The following is a 19,832-nucleotide window of genomic DNA, read 5'->3' on the forward strand; positions in this document are numbered from 1 at the left end:
CCTTCACACCTGATGCCGACAAAACTCATGAACGCCAACCCCAAGGGCGGCAAACACCGTAAGAGCCAGACACCAGATGATCAGGATCCAACCACCGCAGGACGCGGCAACCTCACACTGACACTGACGTCACCGTACAGATCGCGGAGTTCGAGCAGGATCGGCTGATCTCATGGACGATTCTCGGCCAGATCCGCCCCCAGATCGGTCACGTCTACGGCTACCGCCTCGAGCCCACAGATGAGTCGGGGGCCGCGGCAGGCACGGTGGTCACCTCGTTCTACGACTGGTCGAACATCGACGCGAAGTGGCGGGACGCCAAGATCTTCCCGGTCATTTCTGAGGGCGCATTGCGGGCAACGCTGGGCATTCTCGACCGCACGGTCCGCCGAGGTTATCCGCGGGCATAATCCCGATCGACAGAACAGCCGACCGGAATCGCGAAACCTGCTTTACTCAACCGGCATTCGCGATTAGGGATAGTTACTCCGACGCTGATTCATCGTCTTGGCCGATAACCAACGGAATCGAGATCGTTCCCGAGCCGCCAGACACCAATATCAGCCAGCGGCCGTCGACGGGCAGGTTTACTTCGACATTGAAGAAGGCGAACCCCGGGAACTTGCCGATGGCGGCTTCGGGCACCTCGAACTCTTGGCGCACCGGCTCGTCAAACGTCGGCGGGCGGAATTCTACGTCAACCCGCCGGTCGGGGCTATCAGAGTCGGCCTCTGTCATCAGCACAAGCACGAAGCGCGCGACCCGCTCAGGCCCGACCGTATACCTGGACAGCACGCCACCCGACACGTTGAGCTTGTTGTCCACCGTCGCAGCCGATTCGGCCAGAAAGGCCCACGTAACCGTCATAGTGCAGAACCTTAATTGCCGGGCCCGGGTATGGTCGCACGGACAGCCGCTCTGGGGGAGCACATATTGGAGTTCCGGACGTCCACAGCCGTGCGGTCCCCGCGTGTGCGCGCCACGTTGCGCCGCGCGGTACGTACCTGGGCTCCCCGCCCCGCCGCGGCCCGGCGCGCGGCGAAGGACTTCCAACAGAGCCTGTGGCCGGCGGTTCGCGCCGAGATCCGCTGGGCGTTCACGCCGCCGCGCACCTGGCTGATGGGCGTGGTGGCCAACCTCTTCCTCGCCGCGGCGTGGTTGTTGGTGCAGCCGCTGAGCCCCGGTCCGCGTCACTACGACTGGGTGGTCCTGGTCAGTACCTACTTCTCTTCATTCATCCTTGCCGACGTCACGACCACCAACCTGCTCGGCGCGGATCACTACCGGGTCCGACAGGGCTTGGCCGACGGCGTGCCGCTGCGGCGGATCCTGGTGATCAAAGACCTGGCCCTGCTGGTGATTGTCGGACTGCCGACCTTAGCCGTCGCGGTGGCGTTGACGCTGTCGCTGGAAACCCCGGCGCGCCTGGGCGTCACAATCCCCACCGTCGCGGTGCCCATCGTGTCCTGGCTGGGCGTGGGCAACCTCGTCTCGGTGTTGCATCCGGTCAGCGTTGAGCCGCTGATTCGGCGCTGGCGGCAGCGGCGCAATTATCGCCGTACCGGCGGCTGGCTCCTGGCCCTGACGCTGCCCTATGCGCTGTACTACGTTGCTGATCCGATGAACGGGGTCGAGCATCGCGTCGTGTGGACACACGTACCCGCCTTGATGTGGCCGGTGCTGGGGCGCGACGCCAAGAGCTTCTGGCATCTCGCAATTGCCGTAGGAGTCTGGATAGTCGGAACTGTCGCGGCCGTGTTGTGGGCACGCACGCGTGGGCTGCAGATCAGGTAGCCCTCAAGCAATAGTGCCCGCCGCGGCCAGCACTACCGAAACGGATGGTTCTCCCGCACTCCGCGATACATGCCCCACCGGACGATCCATGGCATCACCACCCGTTCGACCGACCAGGACGGGAAACGAAACATGTGGCCGGTGGGCAGAAAGACTTCCAGCCCGTCGGCCTGGATGCCCAGCACCGAACCCCATCGACGTCGCGGCGCTCGGAAGGCGCGCAGCGGTCGACCCGCGAATTCGGCGCGAATGTTGCGGGCCAGCAACGCATCCCCGCGATTGCGGGCGGAACTGCGCAGCGGGTCGGTCGCCGCGACGTCCCCGATCGCGAAGACACCGCGATGGCCGGGCACTCGTAGCTCCGGTGTCACGCGCACGAAACCGCCGTCATCGAGCAGCTCCGGGGGCAGCCAATCGGTGTTGGGGTGCACCCGCCCGATCGCCCACAACACTGCGTCGGCCGACGAAGGGGGCTGTCCGGTGCTCCATTCCACCGGTCCGCTGGTGATCTCGTCGCCGGCGAAGCCGTTCGAGAGCACGGCGCGATGGCCAGGGTGAAGGCCTACGCCGAGTTCGGTCATTCGGCCTTGAATGCGATTCCAGATCCGCGGGTGATGCCCGCCCAAAGCGCGCTCTCCGGGAAAGTACAAATCGATCCGCTTGCCCGGCCACGTGATTGCGATGTTGGCGGCACTGCTGACGGCGGCCGCGCCGCCACCCACGACGATCACGGAGCTGGCGGCGCCCAGCCGGTTGTGCGCGTCGCGTAGGTCGGCGCCGATCTCAACCGCCGACTGCAGCGTCGGCCGACGCCAGAAGCCGTTGGTGACCCCTGTCGAGATGACCAGAGTGTCGTACTCCTCGGCGATTGTCGCGCCGTCGTCGCCCCGACCGAACACGGTCCGGGCGGCCAAATCCAGTCCGGTCAGCGAGGCCTGCACCGTGCGTACTCGATCCAAAGAGCGGAACCTGTCGAATGGAATCCAGTTGTCGCGGGCCCAGTCTTGCGGACGCGCAAGCCGGATGCCGAGCTCTTGGCCGCTGACCAGCGCGGGTTTCACGGAGACGCCGACGACGTCGGCGTGCCGCGCCAGGCGGATCGCGGTCAGCACACCTGCGTCTCCGAGTCCGGCGATGACGACGCGTTTGCGGGTCATTTACGCCCGGTCGGCTTCTGCTGCTGCACTTCTGGAATCTATGTGACTGGATTGCATGCGGGCCTCCTTGACGCGCAATGCCCGATTACCCGGGACCCTTGGCCGCGGTCGGCAAACTGTAACACGTTCTACCGACGGCCTTCGTTAAAGCGGTCCCGCGATAAATCGGCGTTAACGCGGGCCCGAATTCAGGGAAAAACTCGGATACCGCAGGCGCGATAATGGTTCACTGGCCCGATTAACGCCTTATGCAATTCTCGGTTCGCTACCGCGGCGCGCACGGCGGTGGTGGGCGCTTTCATCGGCATTTCCAGTGTCTGTCTTGTAGCGGCGTGTGGTTCAGCCAGTGAGTCGGCTAGTGATTCGGCTAAGCCGTCGACGCCGGTCGCGTCGTCAGCTGTCGCGGGTGGCACCTCCGGCACCCCGCCAGCCACGTCGTCAGCGATCGCGTCGCCGGCCAGCACCGACGGCGTATACGGCGATCCCGAGACGGCCGCCAAGCACTGGAGGCAGCAGTCGCTCGAGGACAACTGCGGGCTGATTTCCGTGGCCGACGTGGTGGGCGAGATCACCGGCAACGAACCGACCGAAAAGCAGATGATCGCGCTGGCCCAGAACACCCCCTCGGGAACCAACCCCGGACCGATTTACGCGCCGTCATCCGACCCCAGCCACAACAACGGCAACGGTGGCGTTGAAATGGCGGACCTGGTGGTGCTACTCGACCATTACGGCATCAAGTCGCTCATGGCCTGGACAGGGGGCCATCCCGAGAAGACGGGCATGCCCGCGCTGCAGCAAGACCTCACCGACAAGCGCAAGGTCATCGCCTGGGTCAATTCCGCGGTCATCTGGGACACCAGCGACCAGCGCACCAAGGCCGATCACTACCTTGTCGTCACCGGGATCGACACCGACAAGGACATCGTTCACCTCAACGACCCCGGCGCCGACCACGCTGACGAGCAGGTCCCCACCTCCACGTTCGTGAAGGCGTGGAAAACGGGCGAGGAATCGATCGTCGTCACCGGGGCGACCAGCTAGCTGATCGAGCGTCAACGGTTTGCGCCTTAGGGATCGCATGACCGTGGCTTAAACATCACCAGTTGTGCGATAGCCCCGCGGTACCCGGAGCGGCCACCCTGGTCTGCGAGCCGGCATCGAAGCCGGACTCAATCGTTTGCACCCTCGCCGTATGCGCTCGTGCGCGGTTGGCCGGCGTGCCGCAATTCGAAGCTGGTTGCTGGGAAGGAAAAAGATGTCGTTCGTAATCGCCGCGCCGGAGTTGCTTGAGTCGGCGGCCCACGATTTGGCGGGTATCGGCTCGTCGCTGGGTGAGGCCACCGGGTTGGCCGCGGCCCCCACTACTTCGATTGTGGCCGCCGGCGCCGACGAGGTATCGGTCGCGATCGCGGCATTGTTCGGCAACCACGGTCAGGAATTCCAAGCCCTCAGTGCCCAGGCGGCCGCGTTCCACGAAGAGTTCGTGGGCTTGATGAAGTCTGGTGCGGGTGCGTATCTGAGCACCGAGGTCGCCAACGCCGAGCGGATGCTGGGGAGCGCGGTTGCTGCGCCGGCCCAGGCGTTGGGTGGCGTCACCCAGAAAGGTCGGCGGCGCCGTGACCGCACTGGAGAATGGCGGCGGTGCTTCGCTGCTGGCGGGTCGGATGGCGACTGGCGCGCAAGCCATTTCACAGTCCATCACGGGTTTACCGACTGAAGTCGGGGCACTTACGCCGGGCGAGATACCAAGCCCGCCAAGCCTGATCAACGGCTTCAACACCTTCGGTGCCACTGTCGCCGCCCCGTACCAAACGCTGTTCTCGAATACAGCTGCCAACCTGCAAACCCTGGGAGGTACGATCTCGGCCAACCCGAACCCTCTGCTGCACCAGATCATCAGCAACCAGGCGGGTTACGCGCAGACGATCGGCACCGGGTTTGTTCATACCATCGAGAACATTCCTACCGAGTTGGCGAACTTGCCGGGGGACATCCAAACCGGCTTGCGGGCACTTCCGTCCGTCAACCCGGAAGCACTGTTGCAGCATTTCATCAACAACCAGATCGCCTACGGGCAGACAATCTCCACGTCAGTGGGAGCCGCCGCCCACGACTTCACTACCGGGCTGCACGCCCTGCCTGCCAGCTTCCAAACCGCCTTCGGCGATCTTGCTGTGGGCAACACCCCCGGCGCGGTGAACGCTCTCGGGTCGGGCCTTGGCAACCTGTTCATCACGGGCTTCAACACGACCCTCGGCGCGGGTGGCGTCCTGAGCATCACGCCGACGGGCACGTTAGGCGACCTACTACCTATTCTGTCGATCCCTGGACAGATGGCGCAGAACGCCACTAACCTGTTCCCCGCCGGTTCTATTCCTGCTCACGTGTCGCAGAACTTCACCAACCTGGTCAAGACGGTCACCGACCTATCCCTGACGTCAACGGTGAGTTTCACTCCGTTCGATGGCGGCTCAATAGATATAAACGCCGCCGCGGGGCTGCCACTGGTGTTAGCTATTGACGCGCTCGGCGGCCCGGTCAACGCGCTCAACGCGTTGGGGTCGAGCGCGACAACGTTTGTCCACGCGGTGCAATCCGGCAACGTGTTGGGCGCCACCGCCGCAGTCCTGGATGCTCCCGCCGCCATGGCCAACGGCTTCCTCAACGGCCAAACGACGTTGCCCATTTCGATCTCGGCATTGGGGCTGCCCACCACGCTCAATATTCCCTTGGACGGAATTCTCGTTCCCGCGGCTGCCTACACCGCCACCATTCCGGAGCTTGGCGGGCTTCCGGTCTTCGTCACCGGTACGCCCGTTGGCGGCATTCTTTCCGACCTGCTGACCATCGCGCCCGCCGACCTCGCGGCAGCACTGGGCGGCCCGCCTGCTCCCGTTATCCCGCTTCTTTCGTAATGTAGGCACCGCGTTGTCGAGCGCCAGCTGAAGGCAGGTGCATCTACCGCGAATGAGCTTGCGGCGCAACGTGGATAGCTTGCCGATCGTCGGCTGTTATCGACTTTCGGCCAATTGCCGCGCGAACGCTTGCTGAAGGTGCGCGACGATTTCTCGGCGAGCCTGTCGTGCTCCGCGGTTGAGTCCCGGTAATGCGATGAATGCGTGGGCGGCATGGGTGTATTCGGTCAACGCTTGCAGGGCGCCGGCGTCGCGCAGGCGCCTGGCGTATGCCCCGCCTTGGTCGCGAAGCGGATCGAAGCGCGCCGTCTGCACCAGGGCAGGTGCAACACCGCGCAGGTCTGATGTGAGCAGCGGCGAGATCAGTGGGTCGGCGGGATCGTTGTCCCTCAACCAGATACGCCGAAAAGCAGTCAATGACGTCTGCGTCAGGATGGGGTCGGGGTTTTCGACCGCCGACGGGTAGGTCAGCATCGCGTCGGTGAAGTCCACGGCCGGGTAGATCAGCACCTGAAGTGCCACGTCGATGTCGTTGTCGCGGGCGTGTACGGCGGCAACAGCGGCCAGGTTCCCGCCTGCGCTGTCACCCATCAGCGCGAGTGGGCCGGGGTCGGCGTTCAGATCCGACGCTCCATCGCGGAACCAATCGACGGCGTCGAACGCGTCCTGCGTCGAGGCGGGGAATGGATGTTCCGGAGCGAGTCGGTAATCCACCGACACCACCAGCGCCGGGGTCCGTGCCGCGACACCGGAATTGAGCCAATCCGTCTGTGCCGCCGTGCCGAAAGCGAACCCGCCGCCATGAAAGTGCACAACCAACGGCAGCGGGTTCTGATGCCGGAATGGCCGATATACCCGCATCGACAAGGTGCGGTCGCGCAGCGGCAGCGCCCGCTGCTCGATGGTGACATGGCGATGCGGAAACCCGGTGATGACGCGCGCCGCCTTCGAGGCGCGCAGTCTGTTCAACCGATCGCGCGCGGCGATCACTTCGTCGTCGGTCATCTCCGAGGGCGGTTTACTGGATCGGCTCACCAAGCCGAGCAAGCGAACTCCCAGTGGTGGGTTCGGCGCCATCGGGGGATCGTAACGCGGCTCGTTCGCCAAACTGAGTGCGCTTCGTCGCATCTTCATCGCATCGTCGTCGCGTGTGCCCATGTGGATCACGTGCGGGCGGAACAAAAGGGTCGCGACACGGTCTCGGATGCATACCTATTCGTGAATCACCGGTCACAAGAGCCCCGCAGGTCACTATCGTCACATGCGCCAACTACGTACGTCAATGCGACGTCCTGGCTTGGGAAAGGTGTGACATTGTCGGCGATTCCGCGAATCATGTCGGTATTTGTGGCGTCGACAGCCGCTGTCGGACTCACCGTTGCGATAGGCCTCGCGCCGCCGGCGAGTGCCACTCCCTGTGAGGCGCCCGAAGCGAATATCGACCCCCCTACGACGCCGGCACCCATGCCCGCGCCCCAGCCGGTCGTCCGGCCACCGACTGGGCGCAGGCCGCCGAACGCGAACGACCGGGCGCCGCTACCCAAGCTGGGTCCGCTGATCTCTTCTCTACTCAAGCCGGGTACTGGGGGTACTCGATACTCCGCGCCGATGACACATCAAGCGGAGGTAGTACCGCCGGGGCCCAATCCTCCCGGTGCAGGAAACGCACCGCCGGCGAATGCCAACCAGTTGGCTCCCAATGCGGCCCCAGTGCAACCGCAGCCGGCGCCGCAGCCAGCAGCGCAGCCGGCACCGCCGCCGCCTGCGCAGATCGGTGGGGCTCCGACCTCGCTCGTCGGCTGGATAACGGGTCCGAACGGCCCGAACAAAACGCTCGAGCGTTTCGGCATTTCGGGAACCGACCTCGGGGTCGTCTGGGACAACGGCGATCCCGCGAACCGTCAGGCGCTCATGGCCTTTGGTGACACGTTCGGCTATTGCAAGGTCCACGGCCAACAATGGCGATACAACGTGCTGTTCCGCAGCTCCGACCATGACCTGTCCAAGGGCGTTCACGTGACACCCGGGTCGGCTTCTGACAGGTACTCCGGCTCGCCGGCATGGCAATCGGGGCTGTCCAAACAGATCATCAACACCCCCAGGGTGGCGCCCAAAGAGACGGGAATCATTCCGACCTCTGCCATCTCCCTTGGGGGAACCCAAGTCGTCAACTTCATGTCCATCAGGGAATGGCTCCGCGATGGCGACTGGTCGACGAACTACTCGGCGATCGCGATGTCCCGCGACAATGGCCAGAACTGGTCGGTCGCTCCCGGCTCCGTCCGCCCGTCCTCGCCGGACAATGTCCCGGGCGGCAGGTTCATGCCGGGAAATGAGAACTTCCAGATGGGCGCCTTCATGAAAGGTAAAGACAACTACCTCTACTCGTTTGGGACGCCGTCTGGACGCGGCGGTGCGGCGTTTCTGTCGCGAGTTCCCCCGCGCTATGTAGCGGATCCCACCAAATACGCATACTGGAACGGCGATTCGAACTCCTGGGTCCCGGGTGATCCGGGGAAGGCAACGCCGGTTTTCCCCGGACCGGTGGGCGAGATGTCAGCCCAATACAACGACTATCTCAAGCAGTACCTGGTGCTCTACACCAACGGTGGCAGCAACGACGTCGTGGCAAGGACCGCACCGTCTCCGCAAGGACCATGGAGCCCGGAGCAAATGCTCGTCAGTTCATGGCAGATGCCCGGCGGCATCTACGCACCGATGATCCACCCCTGGTCGTCGGGTAGGGACCTCTACTTCAATCTCTCGTTGTGGTCCGCATACGACGTGATGTTGATGCACACCATGCTGCCCTAGTCGAATCTCAGTGTCTATGGCCAGATTCAGGCGCTTGGCTCGAGCCGTGACGCACTGGCGGGCAGCACGTGGGCAAGCTCGCTGCGCGAGCGGATACCCAGCTTCGCGAAGACCTTCCGCAGGTGGTACTGAACGGTGCGCGGGCTGATGAACAGCTGTCCGCCAATCTCGTTGTTGGACAAGCCCTCCTGAGCAAGCCGCGCGACCTGCAGCTCCTGCGGGGTCAGATCGACGCCCGCGACGTCGGTATTGGCGGAGCGCCTACGGGCGGATTCGCCGGTCGCCAGCAGCTCGCGGCGCGCTCGGTCGGCAAACGCGTCGGCTCCCATGGCCGAGAACATCTCCTCAGCCACACGCAGTTCGGTGCGCGCCTCGATGCGCCTATTCTGGCGCCGCAACCACTCGCCGTAGATGAGATGTCCGCGGGCACGCTCAAGCCCGACCTGGGTGCGGCCAAGGTGTTCGAGGGATTCGCGGTAAAGACTCTCGGCTGCATCGCCGTCGCTCAACAGCGCGCCGATGCGCGCGTCGATCCCCAACGCCCACGGGGTCGGAGTCGCCTTCGCGCGCAACGTCATCCAATCGCGTGCGGCGACGAGAAGTTCGACATTGCCGGTGCGCGACGCCGCCTCGGCCAGTTCCGGGATGACGAGCGCCCCCATGCCGACGTGGTCGTGATCGAAGACCGGCTTGATGGCAGCCAGTGCGTCGGCGTGACGGCCGAATTCGTTGGTGAGCACCGCGCGTCCGTAGGCTGCGAAATCGGCGACCTTGCACTTACCTTCGGCCTCCGCGGACGCCGTGGTTTCCTCGATCAATTCACAGGCCTGGTCGCGCTGACCGCGCCACGCGGCGAGGAGCAATCTGCTGAACCTCAGGGGAGAGTTGCCCGTCGCGGCCGCGGTCGCGCAATCCTCGTCGACCACCGTGGCTGCCTTCTCGAATTCACCACGCAGCAACAGCGTCCAGGCGAGGTAGTGCAGCGCGAACTGCAGATGGATAGGGGCGCCGGTCGCTCGGTCGAATTGCGTCTCGCGCAACGCCAACGCATACCAGGATTGGGCGTCCCACACTTCGGCGGCCAAGGTGGCGCTCATCTTGGAGCGGGTGATGGGCAGCCAGCTGTCGGGTTGACCGGCAACGACGTCCGCGGTGAGCAGCATCTCGATCGCCGGCGCCGCGCCGCCCTCGAGGAGAACGGTCACCACGTCGGCGGCAGGCCCCGCCCACCGACGCGAGGCGATGGCGACTCTCGCGCATGCGGCATGGCAGCGCGGTGACACCCAGGAAGCGCAGCGATGGCTCAACGACGACTTCACGCTCATGCAGACCCCGTTGTGGGCCGTCGACCTCGACCACCTCGTGTTGTCCGCCCGGGTCGCGGCCGCCGCCGGTGACGCTGGGCTGCGCGCGCGGGTACTGCACGCCGCGGAGCTGCTCACCGCGGAAGAACCCGGGGCGCCTCTGTTCAATGCGGTGGCCCAGCACGCGCGAGCCATTCTCGAACGCGACCCCGACGCGCTCGTCGCGGCGGCCAAATCGCTGAGCGAGCTGTCGCGGCCGCTGCTGCACGCCGCCGCCGCCGAGGATGCCGGCATGGAACTCGCCCGCATCAACCGCACCCCGGAAGGCATCGACGAGCTCAACGTCGCGTTCGAAACCTACCTGCGCTGCGGTGCGACCGCCGACGCCCAGCGGGTCGGCCAAGTCCTGCGGGCGCACGGCATTTCACGACGCGTGGTAGGTAAGCCACGCCCGCAGCGCGGGATCGACAGCCTCACTGACAGCGAGCTCAAGGTCGTCCATCTCGTGGCTGCCGGAGCTACGAATCGCGCAGTGGCGCAACGACTTTTCCTGTCGCCGCACACGGTGAACTCTCACCTGCGCAATGCGTTCGCCAAGCTCGGCATCAGGTCGCGCACGGAGTTGAGCCGCTTCATCAACGCCCACCAGGAGTCGGTGGTTGACGAGCCATGGCCGAATTAGGTGCTGCCCAGTCGGTCGACACCTTACGGTGCTTGATCAGCCACGTGTCACCGTTGGGCACCAAGATGTCGCGGTAGCGGCCGAAATGGTCGAGCCCGATGTGGGTGACCACAGTGAAGTACGACGAGACGTGGGCCTGGTCGGGAGTCAACTCGGTGAACAGCACGTTGGCGACATTGTGCCGGACGATGGGCTTCACGTCGGCGTCGGCGGCGACGTTGCCGGTGACGTTACTAGTAACGTTCCCGAGGAAGGCCGCGATTTCGGAGCGGCCGCGCACTGGCTCCAAACCGCGCACCTCGAGGACTCCGTCGGCGCAGAATGTCTCCGCCAGGCCGTCGATCCGGCCGGCGTCACCCGACCAGTTGTACCGCGCTAGCGTGTCCCGAATCTGTTCTCGGGCAGCCAATTCCCACATCTCCACGGCTGTGACTCCTCATCGGGTCGCGGGTTGCCCCGCGTCCTCGCTGTGCAGCCGCACCATGCGCGTCGTGCTGCTCTCGTCGAGGTCGACAAGATCGCTGCGCGAGCGCAGAAAATCGCTGAATGACTTGAACCCCAACGACTTCTCACTGAACGACGGGTCCATGCGCTTCATCTGGGCCTTGACTTCGGAGTTGTGCAGCCAATCGGCGTCCTCCTTCTCCTGGCCGATGCGCAGCGCCCGCTCGAGCAGCCCAGTGGCGGCGGCCTGCGGGTCGGCGGGGGCCGGCTCGTCGTCAGGCGCGGAGGCATTTGCCCGGCGGCTGGGTTTGCCGGCCTTCGGGGCCGCCGCCGCAACGGTGGGTATCCCCGGCAGCGCGTCGTAGGTGACGAACTCGTCGCACGCGGCGGCCAGCGACCGGCTGCTGGCACCGGCCACGCCGATTCCGACGACGTAGCGGCCGAGGCGCTTGCAGCGCTGGGCCAGCGCGATGTAATCGGAGTCGCCCCCAACGATGACCACGTGGGTCAGGTCGGGCAGCCGGAACATGTCCTCGACTGCGTCGACCGCGAGCCGGATGTCGGCGCCGTTCTTGCTGTAGCCGGATGCCGGAAACAGTTGCACCAGATCGACCGCGCGGCCCACGAGCTGACGGTGGTACGCCGCGTTGACGTCGGCGGACCAGTCCGCATAGGCGCGGGTGAGGACGAGAGTGCCGAAGGACGACGCGAAGTCGATGACCGCGCCGATGTCGACGGTCGCCAACTTCAGCCGCTCTTTTTCCAGGCCCTTCGCTCTGTCCCGCTGAAAGGAACTGCGCCCGTGTACTTGGTCGTACCTCGAGATCACGATGTTGTCGAAGTCGAGGTAGACCGCCACGCGAGTTGGGCTGGATTCGGTCATGTTGCGAGTGTCGCCAACTTCGGAACCATCAGCTCATCGTGCCAGACCCAGCACGCCCGGACCCGTTGATTTACCTGACGATGTAGGGGCGGAAGCTGTATTCGGGCTCTGTCGTGCTTCCGTTCAGGTCGAAGACGGCGATGAGGGCCCGTAAGAGAGCGGGGGACCAGTCAAAGAACGGCAGCGCGTCCATGCGATCGAGTAGATCGCGGCGAAGGCGCTCGACGTCCGACGGCCCCTGAATGTCGGTCATGACAGGTCCCGACGACGCGGGGGACCCGGTACCGTGCTCATCGAGCCAGTCCTGTCTTTGTGTTCTGTACCCGACGCTAGGGCCGGCGCGTGGCGCTTGTACAGCGAACAGGTGAATTTCAAATCTCCTGCAGGGCGCGACATCTAAAGCGAGGTCGGAAGAAACCGCGTTGGCGGGGACGGCCTTTGCGGTGGCCCCAGCCCAAGCCTTCACGCGCTCTTGGCCAGGGCAGGAAGCCCAGATGCGATGTCGCCCTTGGCTACTCGCCGGATCAGCATGCGGGTGGCCTTCTCCAAAATTTCCTGCGCGGCTTCGGGACGACGAACGCGCTCGGCGCGTTGGGCTGCCGCCGCAATGGTCAGCTCCTGCTCGTAACCGGCCACAACACGCGGATCGACATAGGAGCCGCGCGCTACCGCTGGGGTGTTGCCCAATTCCTCGGCGACCTCCCTCATCACCGCTGCCTCAACGCGCTTGATTACACGCTGGGATACGGGCGGGTCCGCGTCGGCGCATGCCGCGGCGGCCAGGACCGTCCCATGCCACGTGCGCAGGTCCTTGACGGTGTATTCCTCGCCAACCAGCTCGTTGAATCGGGCATTGAGGTCATCCGCTTGAACATTCACCCATCCGGGATCCCATGCGGCACAACAGAAGTCGTTCGTGTTGCTCGCCGCGACGGATCAGCGAACGCAGCGCCCGGACAACTTCGGGGTCCTCGACTTCCACGGTGCGCCGCACCCCGCTCTTGGCCGGGTAATCGAATTGGACGGCGTCGCGCCGTACTTTGACGTGCCCACACAGCAGGGTGGAGATCCCGTAGGACTCGTTTTCCTCGGCGTACTCCTCGCCGCCGGCGCGGAAGTATCCGCGATCAAGCAGGCGCAGCGCCAGGGCAAGCACCCGTTCCCGGCTCAGACCCCGGCCGGCAAGGTCGCGCGCGATGCTGGCCCGCCACGCCGGCAACTGGGTTGACAGTTCCAGAACGCGGTCGAACTTCTGCTCGGCGCGCTCCTGCTGCCAGGTCGGGTGGTAGAGATACTGGCGGCGTCCGGCCGCATCGGTGCCGACGGCCTGAATGTGACCGTTGGGCTGCGGCGAGATCCACACCTTCTTCCAGGCCGGCGGAATGACCAGCTCCTTGATCCGCTCCAGGGTGTCGTCGTCGGTCAGCAGTTCGCCATCGGGCCCGTAGTAGGCGAAGCCCTTGTCTCGGCGCTCACGCGCGATTCCCGGCTTGCTCAACGCACTGCGACGCAGCCGCACCTCCGCCTGCCGTCTTCCGTCTCTGTCAAGCGACCACGCGGAACTGTTCCGCGGTCGGATCCGTGGGGTCGGGAAGGGGCCTGCCCGCCCCAACGCCCGACCGCAGGCGTCCGATCACGGCCGGCGGGCTGAAACCGTAGCTGCCGCTTCGGCGATAGTCGGCCAGCGCGTCCAGCGGCGGCGCCTGGGACTGATCCATGACGGACCGGATACCCCCGAGCTGACGACGCCATTCGACACCCGTGTCTGCATGGGTTCGCCTCTGAAAATTACTTAACTGGATTGTGGTTTTAGCCACGCGTTCAGCGGGTATGAACCCTGGCACGGTTAGCGGGTGCCAGCTCGGGGTGGATCGATTACCCGCAGCCTCGTTGGGCCGTTTTAGCGGCCGCTAGCTCATACTGGACGGGGGTCTAACAGTGATCAATGAGGCAACGCTAAGGCACTGGCAGCGGGTGGGCCCTCCGCCGATCTTTGAGCGTCAGCTCATCCACTCCCACTTGCAGGCCTATGACGAAGTTCGGCGCCTACGAAGCGCACTGGAGGCCGTACTGGGCACGCTGGACGCGGTCGACAGCGGTGAGTTCGACACGGCTATCGAAGGGCTTCTCAAGCTGGATCGTCTGAATTGATGACCAACCGCTTCAGATAACCCTTGCGCCCTAGGCGCACCGCGTGCCTACGCGGTGGCACAACGATCGCCAAAGGCTGAGGTGTTTTCATGCCGAAGACAACGAAGAGTGGCACGGCGAAGAAGGATGAATTGCCCAGCACCTTGCGGCGTTCCAGCGCCAAGGCGCAAGAGACATTCGCCAAAGCTCACGACTCGGCCGCCGAACAATACGGCAGCGAGGAGCGAGCGCATCGCGTCGCCTATGCCGCCGTCAAGCACAGCTTCGAGAAAGTCGGCGACCACTGGGAAGCCAAAGAGCAGCAAGGCCCTTCCGACAAACACGCAGAGCGCGGCGGCTTGCACAACCCACTGCCGACAGCCGAAGGCGTCGACGCCAATGCCAGCAAGAAACACCTGCGCGAGATTGCGCGTCGGCTCGATGTCCGCGGGTGATCCTCAATGAGGAAGTCCGAACTCGTCGACGCGATCAGAAAGCACAACCGCCGTGTCCGTGGCCGCTGAGCTGACGAGATCGCCGGATTCTGATAACGGTTTCGTCACGATCGAGATCACGATTACTTAAGAAACGGTCAAAGTTTCTGAGATTCCTTCGGTTTGGCGCTCCGTTTTGGTTGCCGGCTTAGCGAAAAGCACCCGTTTGTGTGGCCGGGATCACGCCGCCGGCAGGTGACAAGCGATTGGCGGTGTTCGTTGATGGCGAACGCCGGCTGCACACGATTTTGCCTCGGCTACTTTGGATTTCAGGGGATCGGGCGCCCCGACGATCAATTCGCACATTCGAAAGGAAAAATGATCATGAAATTCAGCAGGACGCCCGCGCGCCGGCGAGCGGCCGGCATCAGCGCCGGCTGTCTGCTCGGGGGGCTGACCATCGGCATCGTTGCGGCGCCGACGGCGGCCGCAGCACCCGATTGCAGTCCGGGCGGGGTGAACGCCACCGTTTCGTCGGTGACCGGCACGGCGCGCCAATACCTAGACGCGCACCAGGGCGCTGGCCAGGTGGTCATGGCGGCCTACGGGCAACCGCGTCCGCAGGCGGCCGCCAGCTTGCGCAGCTACTTCACTGCGCACCCGCAGGAGTACAACGACCTGCGCGGGATTCTGGCACCCATCGGGGACACCGAGCGCCAGTGCAATGTGACGGCACTGCCGCCGGATCTGGAGTCGGCTTACCACGAGTTCATGGCCGGCTGATCCAATAGCCTGTGGCAGGCGCCCTGCAATCGGGCGCCTGCCACAGTCCTTGGCGCTAAACGGGATTCGGCGTCCCGCTAACCCGAAATCGACGTCATCGTTCCACGTTGAAGAACGAGTCGCCGTCCTCCGGCGTCCCGTTGATTTGGCCGTTTTCCCGGCCGTGCTCGGTCGGGTCAAGGCGGTCCAGCTCGTCGTTGCTGACGACGTCGAGTGCCCCGCCTTCATCTGAGTCGTGTGCCTCCCTGGACAGCCAGTTTTCGCCGGGCTCGTCCGAAGTCTCCGCCGCCAGTTTTTCGTCGAGCGACTCGGTGTCGTCGGCGTCGATCCACTGGTCGGGCGGATCGACCACCTCGTCGCCGTCGTCGTTGCGCACCTCGTCGGAATCCAGGCTCTCGCTCTGCTCGAGCATGTCGTCGTCGTTGTAGCTATCCACGATGGCCGGTTGCCCGACGCGGAGCGGGGTTAAACAGGGGATCGATCAATGTCAGCGCATCGGTCAGGGTGCGGCGGGTCGATTGGTCCATTCCCGATCGGTTCGGCGCGAGGAGCGGAACCATCCGCCCGCCGCGCCGGTGCCGCCGTCGGTCGGGATGGTGTGGCCTGTGACGAACGCCGACAAGTCTGAGGCCAAAAAGAGGATCACGCGGGCCTGGTCCTCCGGCAGACCCATCCGTCCGACGGGAACCCATTGCGGCCACTGCGCCTGCTCGTCGGCGGACAGCCACTGTGAGTAGGGCACCTGGAGCGATTCGGTGACGTCGGGGCCGATCGCGTTGACCCGCACACCGTCGCGGCCTACCTGGACCGCCAGGCTGCGGGTGAAGTGAATGACCGCTGCTTTGAAGGCGGCATAGACCGGATCCTCGGGGTAGCCCCGCAGCCCTTCGACGGACGAGACGTTGACGATCGCGCCCGCGTGCCGGTCGATCATCGCCGGCAGGAACGCGTGGGTGACGAGGAAGACGTGGTGCAGGTTCACCCGGTAGAGCTCATCCCAGAGCAGCGGGTCGGTGGAGGCGAAGCTGCCCGGGTGCCGCACCCAGTGGCCGACGTTATTCACCAGCACATCCACTCGGCCGTAGCGATCCAGCACCGATCGCGCCAGGTCGGCGACTTGGCCGCCGTCGCGGACGTCGGTGACAACCGCTCCAGCCGACCCACCAGACGTCGTGATCTCGTCGGCGCACCGATGAGCGCGCTCGGCGTCGATATCGGCGATGACCACCTGGGCGCCGTGTTGGGCGAACAGCCGCGACGTCGCCGCGCCGATGCCGCCTCCGCCGCCCGTCACCACCGCGACCCGGTCGCCCAATAGGGGTTCGGTCAACGGAACCTCCCGTACCTGCTGCTTCCCTCGATGTTCTTGTCGCATTATGCCTACTTCCGATACGTGCGGTAGCGGAATAAGGTGGGTGCGTGGCGACGATCGAAGCCGGCAAACATCTGCGCACGTGCCCGCTGTGTGAAGCCATGTGCGGTTTGGAGATTCGTGTCGAGGACGGCCGGGTTACCAGCATCCGGGGCAACCGCGACGACGTGTGGAGCCGCGGGCACCTCTGCCCCAAGGGCGTGTCGTTGGCCGCGTTGCACGACGACCCGGACCGCATCCGCAGCCCGCTGATCAAGGTCGACGGGCGCTGGCAGGAGGTCACCTGGGACGCGGCGTTTCGGCGCTGCACCGAGTTGCTGACACCAGTGATCCGCAAGTACGGGATCGGCGCGGTCACCGCCTATACCGGTAATCCGCTGGCGCACTCATTTTCGTTGGCTCGCTACGCCGGAGTGCTGCTGGGCATGTCGGGGATGCCGGTCACCTATTCGCCGGGGACGGTCGACCAGTGGCCGAAGAACCTGTCGTCGCACCTCATGTACGGCCTTTGGTGGAACTTCCCGGTGCCCGACATCGAACGCACCGACCTGCTGGTCATCATGGGCGCCAACCCCGCCGCGTCGCAGGGTTCGCTACTAGCCGCACCGAACGTGATGGGCCTGATCGACGCGATCCGCAAACGCGGCAAGGTGATCGTGATCGACCCGGTGCGCACCCAAACGGCCGCGCGCGCCGACGAGTGGCTGCCGATCGTGCCGGGCACCGACGCGGCGCTGCTGCTGGCCGTCGCGCATACCCTCTTCGATGAAGGTCTCGTCAATCCTGGATCACATGTCGACGGAGTCGACACCGTGCGCCGGGTCGCCGCGGACTGGCCGCCGCAGCGGGTCAGCGCCGTCACCGGCATCGACGAAGACCGCATCCGAGAGCTGGCCCGAGAACTCGCCGGGACCCAGAAATCGGTGGTGTACGGTCGAATCGGGTTGTGCAATCAGGAGTTTGGCAGCCTGGCCAGCTGGCTGGTTGACGTAATCAACATCCTGACAGGCCACTTCGATACGCTCGGCGGCGCGATGTTCCCCAGGCCGGCGGCCTGGTCGATCACCACGCAGCCGCTGCCCGGCCTGGAGGGCGGCGTCGCCGAATTCGGCCGCTGGCATACCCGAGTGCGCGGGGCCAAAGAGGTCCTCGGGCAGGCGCCGGTATCGTGCATGGCCGAGGAGATCGCCACGCCGGGCGACGGGCAGCTCAAGGCGCTGATCACGGTCGCGGGCAACCCGGTGCTATCCACGCCCGGTGGCGACAAGCTCGACGAGGTCCTGCCGATGCTGGAAGCGATGATCTCCGTTGACCTTTGGCTCAACGAGACGACGCGGCACGCCGACGTCATCCTGCCCGGGCTGTCGCCGCTCGAACAGCCGCACCACGATGACCTGATCCTGCTATTTGCGATCCGCAGCATTGCGAACTACTCGGCTCCGGTGTTCGACCCTGGAGACCGCCCGCACGAGTGGGAAATCCTGATCCGGCTGACCGGACTGTGCACCGGTACACCAGCCGAAGATGTCGACGTCGGGGCGATTGACGACGGCTTCTTCGATTATCTGGCCTTCACCCGGGGCGTCGACGGCGCGGAGATCCGCAAGCTCTACGACGGGGGCGGTCCCGAGCGGATGCTGGACCTCACCTTGCGGTCGGGGCCGTTCGGGGACCAGTACGGCAAGAACCCGGGCGGGCTCACCTTGGACATGCTCAAGGCCAATCCGAACGGAATCGACTTCGGGCCGATGGTGCCGCAGTTGCCCGGCCTCCTCGGCACCCCCGACAAGAAGATCCGGCTCGCCCCGCAATACCTGCTCGATGACCTGCCCCGGCTGGCCGCGCGCCTGGAGCGGCCGGCCGAGCCACTGGTCCTGGTGAGCCGAAGGCACCTGCGCTCGAACAACACCTGGCTGCACAATGTGCCCGCGCTGATGAAGGGCAAGGATCGGTGCACGCTGCTGATCCACCCCGACGACGCGGCGCGCTGCGGCATCGCCGACGACGGCATCGTCACCGTGACGTCGGAGGCCGGCGAGATCAAGGTGCCCGTCGAGGTCACCGATGGGATAAAACCCGGCGTGGTGTCGATGCCGCACGGATGGGGTCACGGCAAGCCGGGCACTCGCATGTCGGTGGCCAATGGCTCACCGGGGGCCAACACCAATACGCTCTCTCCGCCGACCTTCATCGACGAGCCGTCGGGCAATGGTGTGCTCAACGGCATCCCGGTGACGGTCAGCTGAAGGCCGAGTTCGACCGCGCCTGACCCGGCAGCGAACGCTGTTGCGCGAGAGATCGATTGGCTCGCCCAGCTGAATTGCGTCGCTGCGCGATCAACGCCTCGGTGTTATTCTTCTCAATCCGCTGCGATCTGCACCTCTGGGACAGGCAAATCCAGGACTTCCCGTTGGCGGCCGACGTCTTGCCCGAAGGCAGGCGGGCCGTTCGATACATCGGGGATTTCGTCAATGACGATCACCACTGAAGGCGAGATTGCCGCGGCGGGATAGGGCCATACCCTGCGATACATGTTGTGCCGCAGATGTATTCGCTCGACCGTCAGTATTCAGGTCCCTCGAATTCCGGATCACTCACAACTGTTTCCTGTTGCTCCTGCCAGTCGGCGGCAGTTGCCTCCAGCGGTACTTCGCTCTCGGGCTGCGCCGGTGACTCATGGTCATCGTCGGACACCGGGTCGGCGGTCGGGCGCTGTTGCTCAACGGCGTCGGCGACGGGCACGTCGTCGGGAAACGGGCCGTCGCTGTCATGCATGGACAGCGGGGTACCCGCCGCGCTGCGATCAAAAACCGCACCTAGGGCCAAGAGTCATCGACGCCGACCGCGATCGTCGGAAGTGGAAGTTGTGGGGCACGGAGCTTGCTTTATCGGCCGCCCGACAGCATCAAGCGCCCTTACGGTCCACCAGTTCGGCGGCAGCGCGCATCCGATCCGACAACTGGAGCAGATTGTGCTCGCCTACCCCGTAGGGCAGCGTGTACGCCAGCTGCCGCAACTCCACGGCATAGTTGCGCAACTCCTGGCGAAGCAGCGTCTCAACGGTGTGCATGGCTTGTTCCTGTGCGAGTGGATTGACCAGAACGCCGACGATGCGAC

20 protein-coding genes and 4 pseudogenes are annotated in these 19,832 nt (G+C 65.0%); 11 read left to right on the top strand and 13 right to left on the bottom strand.

Annotated features, from left to right (window positions below; genetic code table 11):
• Window positions 1-125: 125 nt before the first annotated feature.
• Window positions 126-410: pseudogene (locus ACLP9N_RS11360) on the top strand (polyketide cyclase); the annotation flags it as partial.
• A 73-nt stretch (window positions 411-483) separates the two neighbouring features.
• Here ACLP9N_RS11360 and ACLP9N_RS11365 read toward each other — a convergent pair.
• On the bottom strand, window positions 484-867 hold the full coding sequence (locus tag ACLP9N_RS11365) for a hypothetical protein (protein ID WP_442407504.1): 384 nt from the start codon (window positions 865-867) through the stop codon (window positions 484-486).
• A 105-nt stretch (window positions 868-972) separates the two neighbouring features.
• Between ACLP9N_RS11365 and ACLP9N_RS11370 the strand changes: the two genes are divergently transcribed.
• Window positions 973-1,794, top strand: coding sequence for a hypothetical protein (locus ACLP9N_RS11370; protein ID WP_442407526.1), 822 nt, complete (start codon window positions 973-975; stop codon window positions 1,792-1,794).
• Between the two features lie 32 nt (window positions 1,795-1,826).
• On the opposite strand, the gene ACLP9N_RS11375 is transcribed toward ACLP9N_RS11370, so the two are convergent.
• Window positions 1,827-2,951, bottom strand: a complete 1,125-nt coding sequence (locus ACLP9N_RS11375; RefSeq protein ID WP_442407505.1) for an FAD-dependent oxidoreductase — start codon at window positions 2,949-2,951, stop codon at window positions 1,827-1,829.
• Window positions 2,952-3,239: 288 nt separating this feature from the next.
• Between ACLP9N_RS11375 and ACLP9N_RS11380 the strand changes: the two genes are divergently transcribed.
• Window positions 3,240-3,995, top strand: coding sequence for a C39 family peptidase (locus ACLP9N_RS11380; protein ID WP_442407506.1), 756 nt, complete (start codon window positions 3,240-3,242; stop codon window positions 3,993-3,995).
• Window positions 3,996-4,209: 214 nt separating this feature from the next.
• Entirely contained in the window at window positions 4,210-4,671 is a 462-nt protein-coding gene (locus ACLP9N_RS11385) for a PE family protein (protein ID WP_442407507.1), read from the top strand.
• Window positions 4,672-5,965: 1,294 nt separating this feature from the next.
• On the opposite strand, the gene ACLP9N_RS11390 is transcribed toward ACLP9N_RS11385, so the two are convergent.
• Complete coding sequence (locus tag ACLP9N_RS11390) at window positions 5,966-7,027, bottom strand: alpha/beta hydrolase (RefSeq protein ID WP_442407508.1); 1,062 nt, start codon at window positions 7,025-7,027, stop codon at window positions 5,966-5,968.
• 177 nt (window positions 7,028-7,204) lie between these two features.
• On the opposite strand from ACLP9N_RS11390, the gene ACLP9N_RS11395 reads away from it, so the two are divergent.
• Window positions 7,205-8,683, top strand: a complete 1,479-nt coding sequence (locus tag ACLP9N_RS11395; protein ID WP_442407527.1) for a DUF4185 domain-containing protein — start codon at window positions 7,205-7,207, stop codon at window positions 8,681-8,683.
• A gap of 26 nt (window positions 8,684-8,709) precedes the next feature.
• Here the strand turns inward: ACLP9N_RS11395 and ACLP9N_RS11400 are convergent, their stop codons facing one another.
• A complete protein-coding gene (locus ACLP9N_RS11400; protein ID WP_442407509.1) occupies window positions 8,710-9,888 on the bottom strand; it encodes a helix-turn-helix transcriptional regulator in 1,179 nt (392 codons plus the stop codon).
• Window positions 9,889-9,925: 37 nt separating this feature from the next.
• Between ACLP9N_RS11400 and ACLP9N_RS11405 the strand changes: the two genes are divergently transcribed.
• Window positions 9,926-10,669, top strand: a complete 744-nt coding sequence (locus tag ACLP9N_RS11405) for a helix-turn-helix transcriptional regulator (RefSeq protein ID WP_442407510.1) — start codon at window positions 9,926-9,928, stop codon at window positions 10,667-10,669.
• Here the strand turns inward: ACLP9N_RS11405 and ACLP9N_RS11410 are convergent.
• The 5 genes and pseudogenes from ACLP9N_RS11410 to ACLP9N_RS11430 all read right to left on the bottom strand — a co-directional run bounded on the left by ACLP9N_RS11410 (window position 10,623) and on the right by ACLP9N_RS11430 (window position 13,714).
• On the bottom strand, window positions 10,623-11,093 hold the full coding sequence (locus ACLP9N_RS11410) for a nuclear transport factor 2 family protein (protein ID WP_442407511.1): 471 nt from the start codon (window positions 11,091-11,093) through the stop codon (window positions 10,623-10,625). The genes ACLP9N_RS11405 and ACLP9N_RS11410 overlap by 47 nt on opposite strands.
• A 12-nt stretch (window positions 11,094-11,105) precedes the next feature.
• Window positions 11,106-11,996: an NYN domain-containing protein gene (locus ACLP9N_RS11415; RefSeq protein WP_442407512.1), complete on the bottom strand. Its 891-nt coding sequence runs from the start codon at window positions 11,994-11,996 to the stop codon at window positions 11,106-11,108.
• A 70-nt stretch (window positions 11,997-12,066) separates the two neighbouring features.
• Window positions 12,067-12,249, bottom strand: a complete 183-nt coding sequence (locus ACLP9N_RS11420; RefSeq protein WP_442407513.1) for a hypothetical protein — start codon at window positions 12,247-12,249, stop codon at window positions 12,067-12,069.
• 209 nt (window positions 12,250-12,458) lie between these two features.
• Window positions 12,459-13,515: pseudogene (locus tag ACLP9N_RS11425) on the bottom strand (DNA topoisomerase IB).
• A 25-nt stretch (window positions 13,516-13,540) separates the two neighbouring features.
• Window positions 13,541-13,714 (bottom strand): hypothetical protein, encoded by a 174-nt coding sequence (locus ACLP9N_RS11430; protein ID WP_442407514.1) that lies wholly within the window; start codon window positions 13,712-13,714, stop codon window positions 13,541-13,543.
• A gap of 220 nt (window positions 13,715-13,934) precedes the next feature.
• On the opposite strand from ACLP9N_RS11430, the gene ACLP9N_RS11435 reads away from it, so the two are divergent.
• From ACLP9N_RS11435 to ACLP9N_RS11445, 3 genes and pseudogenes are all read left to right on the top strand, one after another.
• Complete coding sequence (locus ACLP9N_RS11435) at window positions 13,935-14,147, top strand: hypothetical protein (RefSeq protein WP_442407515.1); 213 nt, start codon at window positions 13,935-13,937, stop codon at window positions 14,145-14,147.
• Between the two features lie 89 nt (window positions 14,148-14,236).
• Window positions 14,237-14,650: pseudogene (locus tag ACLP9N_RS11440) on the top strand (ChaB family protein).
• Between the two features lie 294 nt (window positions 14,651-14,944).
• Window positions 14,945-15,343, top strand: a complete 399-nt coding sequence (locus ACLP9N_RS11445; RefSeq protein ID WP_442407516.1) for a heme-binding protein — start codon at window positions 14,945-14,947, stop codon at window positions 15,341-15,343.
• Window positions 15,344-15,437: 94 nt separating this feature from the next.
• On the opposite strand, the gene ACLP9N_RS11450 is transcribed toward ACLP9N_RS11445, so the two are convergent.
• Both ACLP9N_RS11450 and ACLP9N_RS11455 read right to left on the bottom strand, forming a co-directional pair.
• Complete coding sequence (locus ACLP9N_RS11450) at window positions 15,438-15,755, bottom strand: hypothetical protein (protein WP_442407528.1); 318 nt, start codon at window positions 15,753-15,755, stop codon at window positions 15,438-15,440.
• 87 nt (window positions 15,756-15,842) lie between these two features.
• The gene (locus ACLP9N_RS11455; RefSeq protein ID WP_442407517.1) at window positions 15,843-16,673 is read right to left on the bottom strand and encodes an SDR family NAD(P)-dependent oxidoreductase; all 831 of its coding nucleotides are present in this window, start codon (window positions 16,671-16,673) and stop codon (window positions 15,843-15,845) included.
• An 89-nt stretch (window positions 16,674-16,762) separates the two neighbouring features.
• On the opposite strand from ACLP9N_RS11455, the gene ACLP9N_RS11460 reads away from it, so the two are divergent.
• Window positions 16,763-18,961 (top strand): molybdopterin-dependent oxidoreductase, encoded by a 2,199-nt coding sequence (locus ACLP9N_RS11460; protein ID WP_442407518.1) that lies wholly within the window; start codon window positions 16,763-16,765, stop codon window positions 18,959-18,961.
• A gap of 56 nt (window positions 18,962-19,017) precedes the next feature.
• Window positions 19,018-19,203, top strand: a pseudogene (locus ACLP9N_RS11465) (hypothetical protein); the annotation flags it as partial.
• 74 nt (window positions 19,204-19,277) lie between these two features.
• Here ACLP9N_RS11465 and ACLP9N_RS11470 read toward each other — a convergent pair.
• Window positions 19,278-19,490, bottom strand: coding sequence for a hypothetical protein (locus ACLP9N_RS11470; RefSeq protein WP_442407519.1), 213 nt, complete (start codon window positions 19,488-19,490; stop codon window positions 19,278-19,280).
• 130 nt (window positions 19,491-19,620) lie between these two features.
• Entirely contained in the window at window positions 19,621-19,785 is a 165-nt protein-coding gene (locus tag ACLP9N_RS11475) for a hypothetical protein (RefSeq protein ID WP_424068753.1), read from the bottom strand.
• Window positions 19,786-19,832 lie beyond the last annotated feature (47 nt).

Source organism: Mycobacterium sp. (genome assembly GCF_052144515.1).
Lineage (GTDB): Bacteria > Actinomycetota > Actinomycetes > Mycobacteriales > Mycobacteriaceae > Mycobacterium.

Excerpts from the sequence above, each read along its gene's own strand:
- ACLP9N_RS11405 (WP_442407510.1), top strand. The coding sequence starts at position 9,926 with ATGGCGACTCTCGCGCATGCGGCATGGCAGCGCGGTGACACCCAGGAA.
- ACLP9N_RS11395 (WP_442407527.1), top strand. The coding sequence starts at position 7,205 with ATGTCGGTATTTGTGGCGTCGACAGCCGCTGTCGGACTCACCGTTGCG.
- ACLP9N_RS11390 (WP_442407508.1), bottom strand. The coding sequence starts at position 7,027 with ATGGGCACACGCGACGACGATGCGATGAAGATGCGACGAAGCGCACTC.
- ACLP9N_RS11385 (WP_442407507.1), top strand. The coding sequence starts at position 4,210 with ATGTCGTTCGTAATCGCCGCGCCGGAGTTGCTTGAGTCGGCGGCCCAC.
- ACLP9N_RS11475 (WP_424068753.1), bottom strand. The coding sequence starts at position 19,785 with ATGCACACCGTTGAGACGCTGCTTCGCCAGGAGTTGCGCAACTATGCC.
- ACLP9N_RS11365 (WP_442407504.1), bottom strand. The coding sequence starts at position 867 with ATGACGGTTACGTGGGCCTTTCTGGCCGAATCGGCTGCGACGGTGGAC.
- ACLP9N_RS11375 (WP_442407505.1), bottom strand. The coding sequence starts at position 2,951 with ATGACCCGCAAACGCGTCGTCATCGCCGGACTCGGAGACGCAGGTGTG.
- ACLP9N_RS11420 (WP_442407513.1), bottom strand. The coding sequence starts at position 12,249 with ATGACCGACATTCAGGGGCCGTCGGACGTCGAGCGCCTTCGCCGCGAT.
- ACLP9N_RS11470 (WP_442407519.1), bottom strand. The coding sequence starts at position 19,490 with ATGCATGACAGCGACGGCCCGTTTCCCGACGACGTGCCCGTCGCCGAC.
- ACLP9N_RS11430 (WP_442407514.1), bottom strand. The coding sequence starts at position 13,714 with ATGGATCAGTCCCAGGCGCCGCCGCTGGACGCGCTGGCCGACTATCGC.
- ACLP9N_RS11445 (WP_442407516.1), top strand. The coding sequence starts at position 14,945 with ATGAAATTCAGCAGGACGCCCGCGCGCCGGCGAGCGGCCGGCATCAGC.
- ACLP9N_RS11415 (WP_442407512.1), bottom strand. The coding sequence starts at position 11,996 with ATGACCGAATCCAGCCCAACTCGCGTGGCGGTCTACCTCGACTTCGAC.
- ACLP9N_RS11450 (WP_442407528.1), bottom strand. The coding sequence starts at position 15,755 with ATGCTCGAGCAGAGCGAGAGCCTGGATTCCGACGAGGTGCGCAACGAC.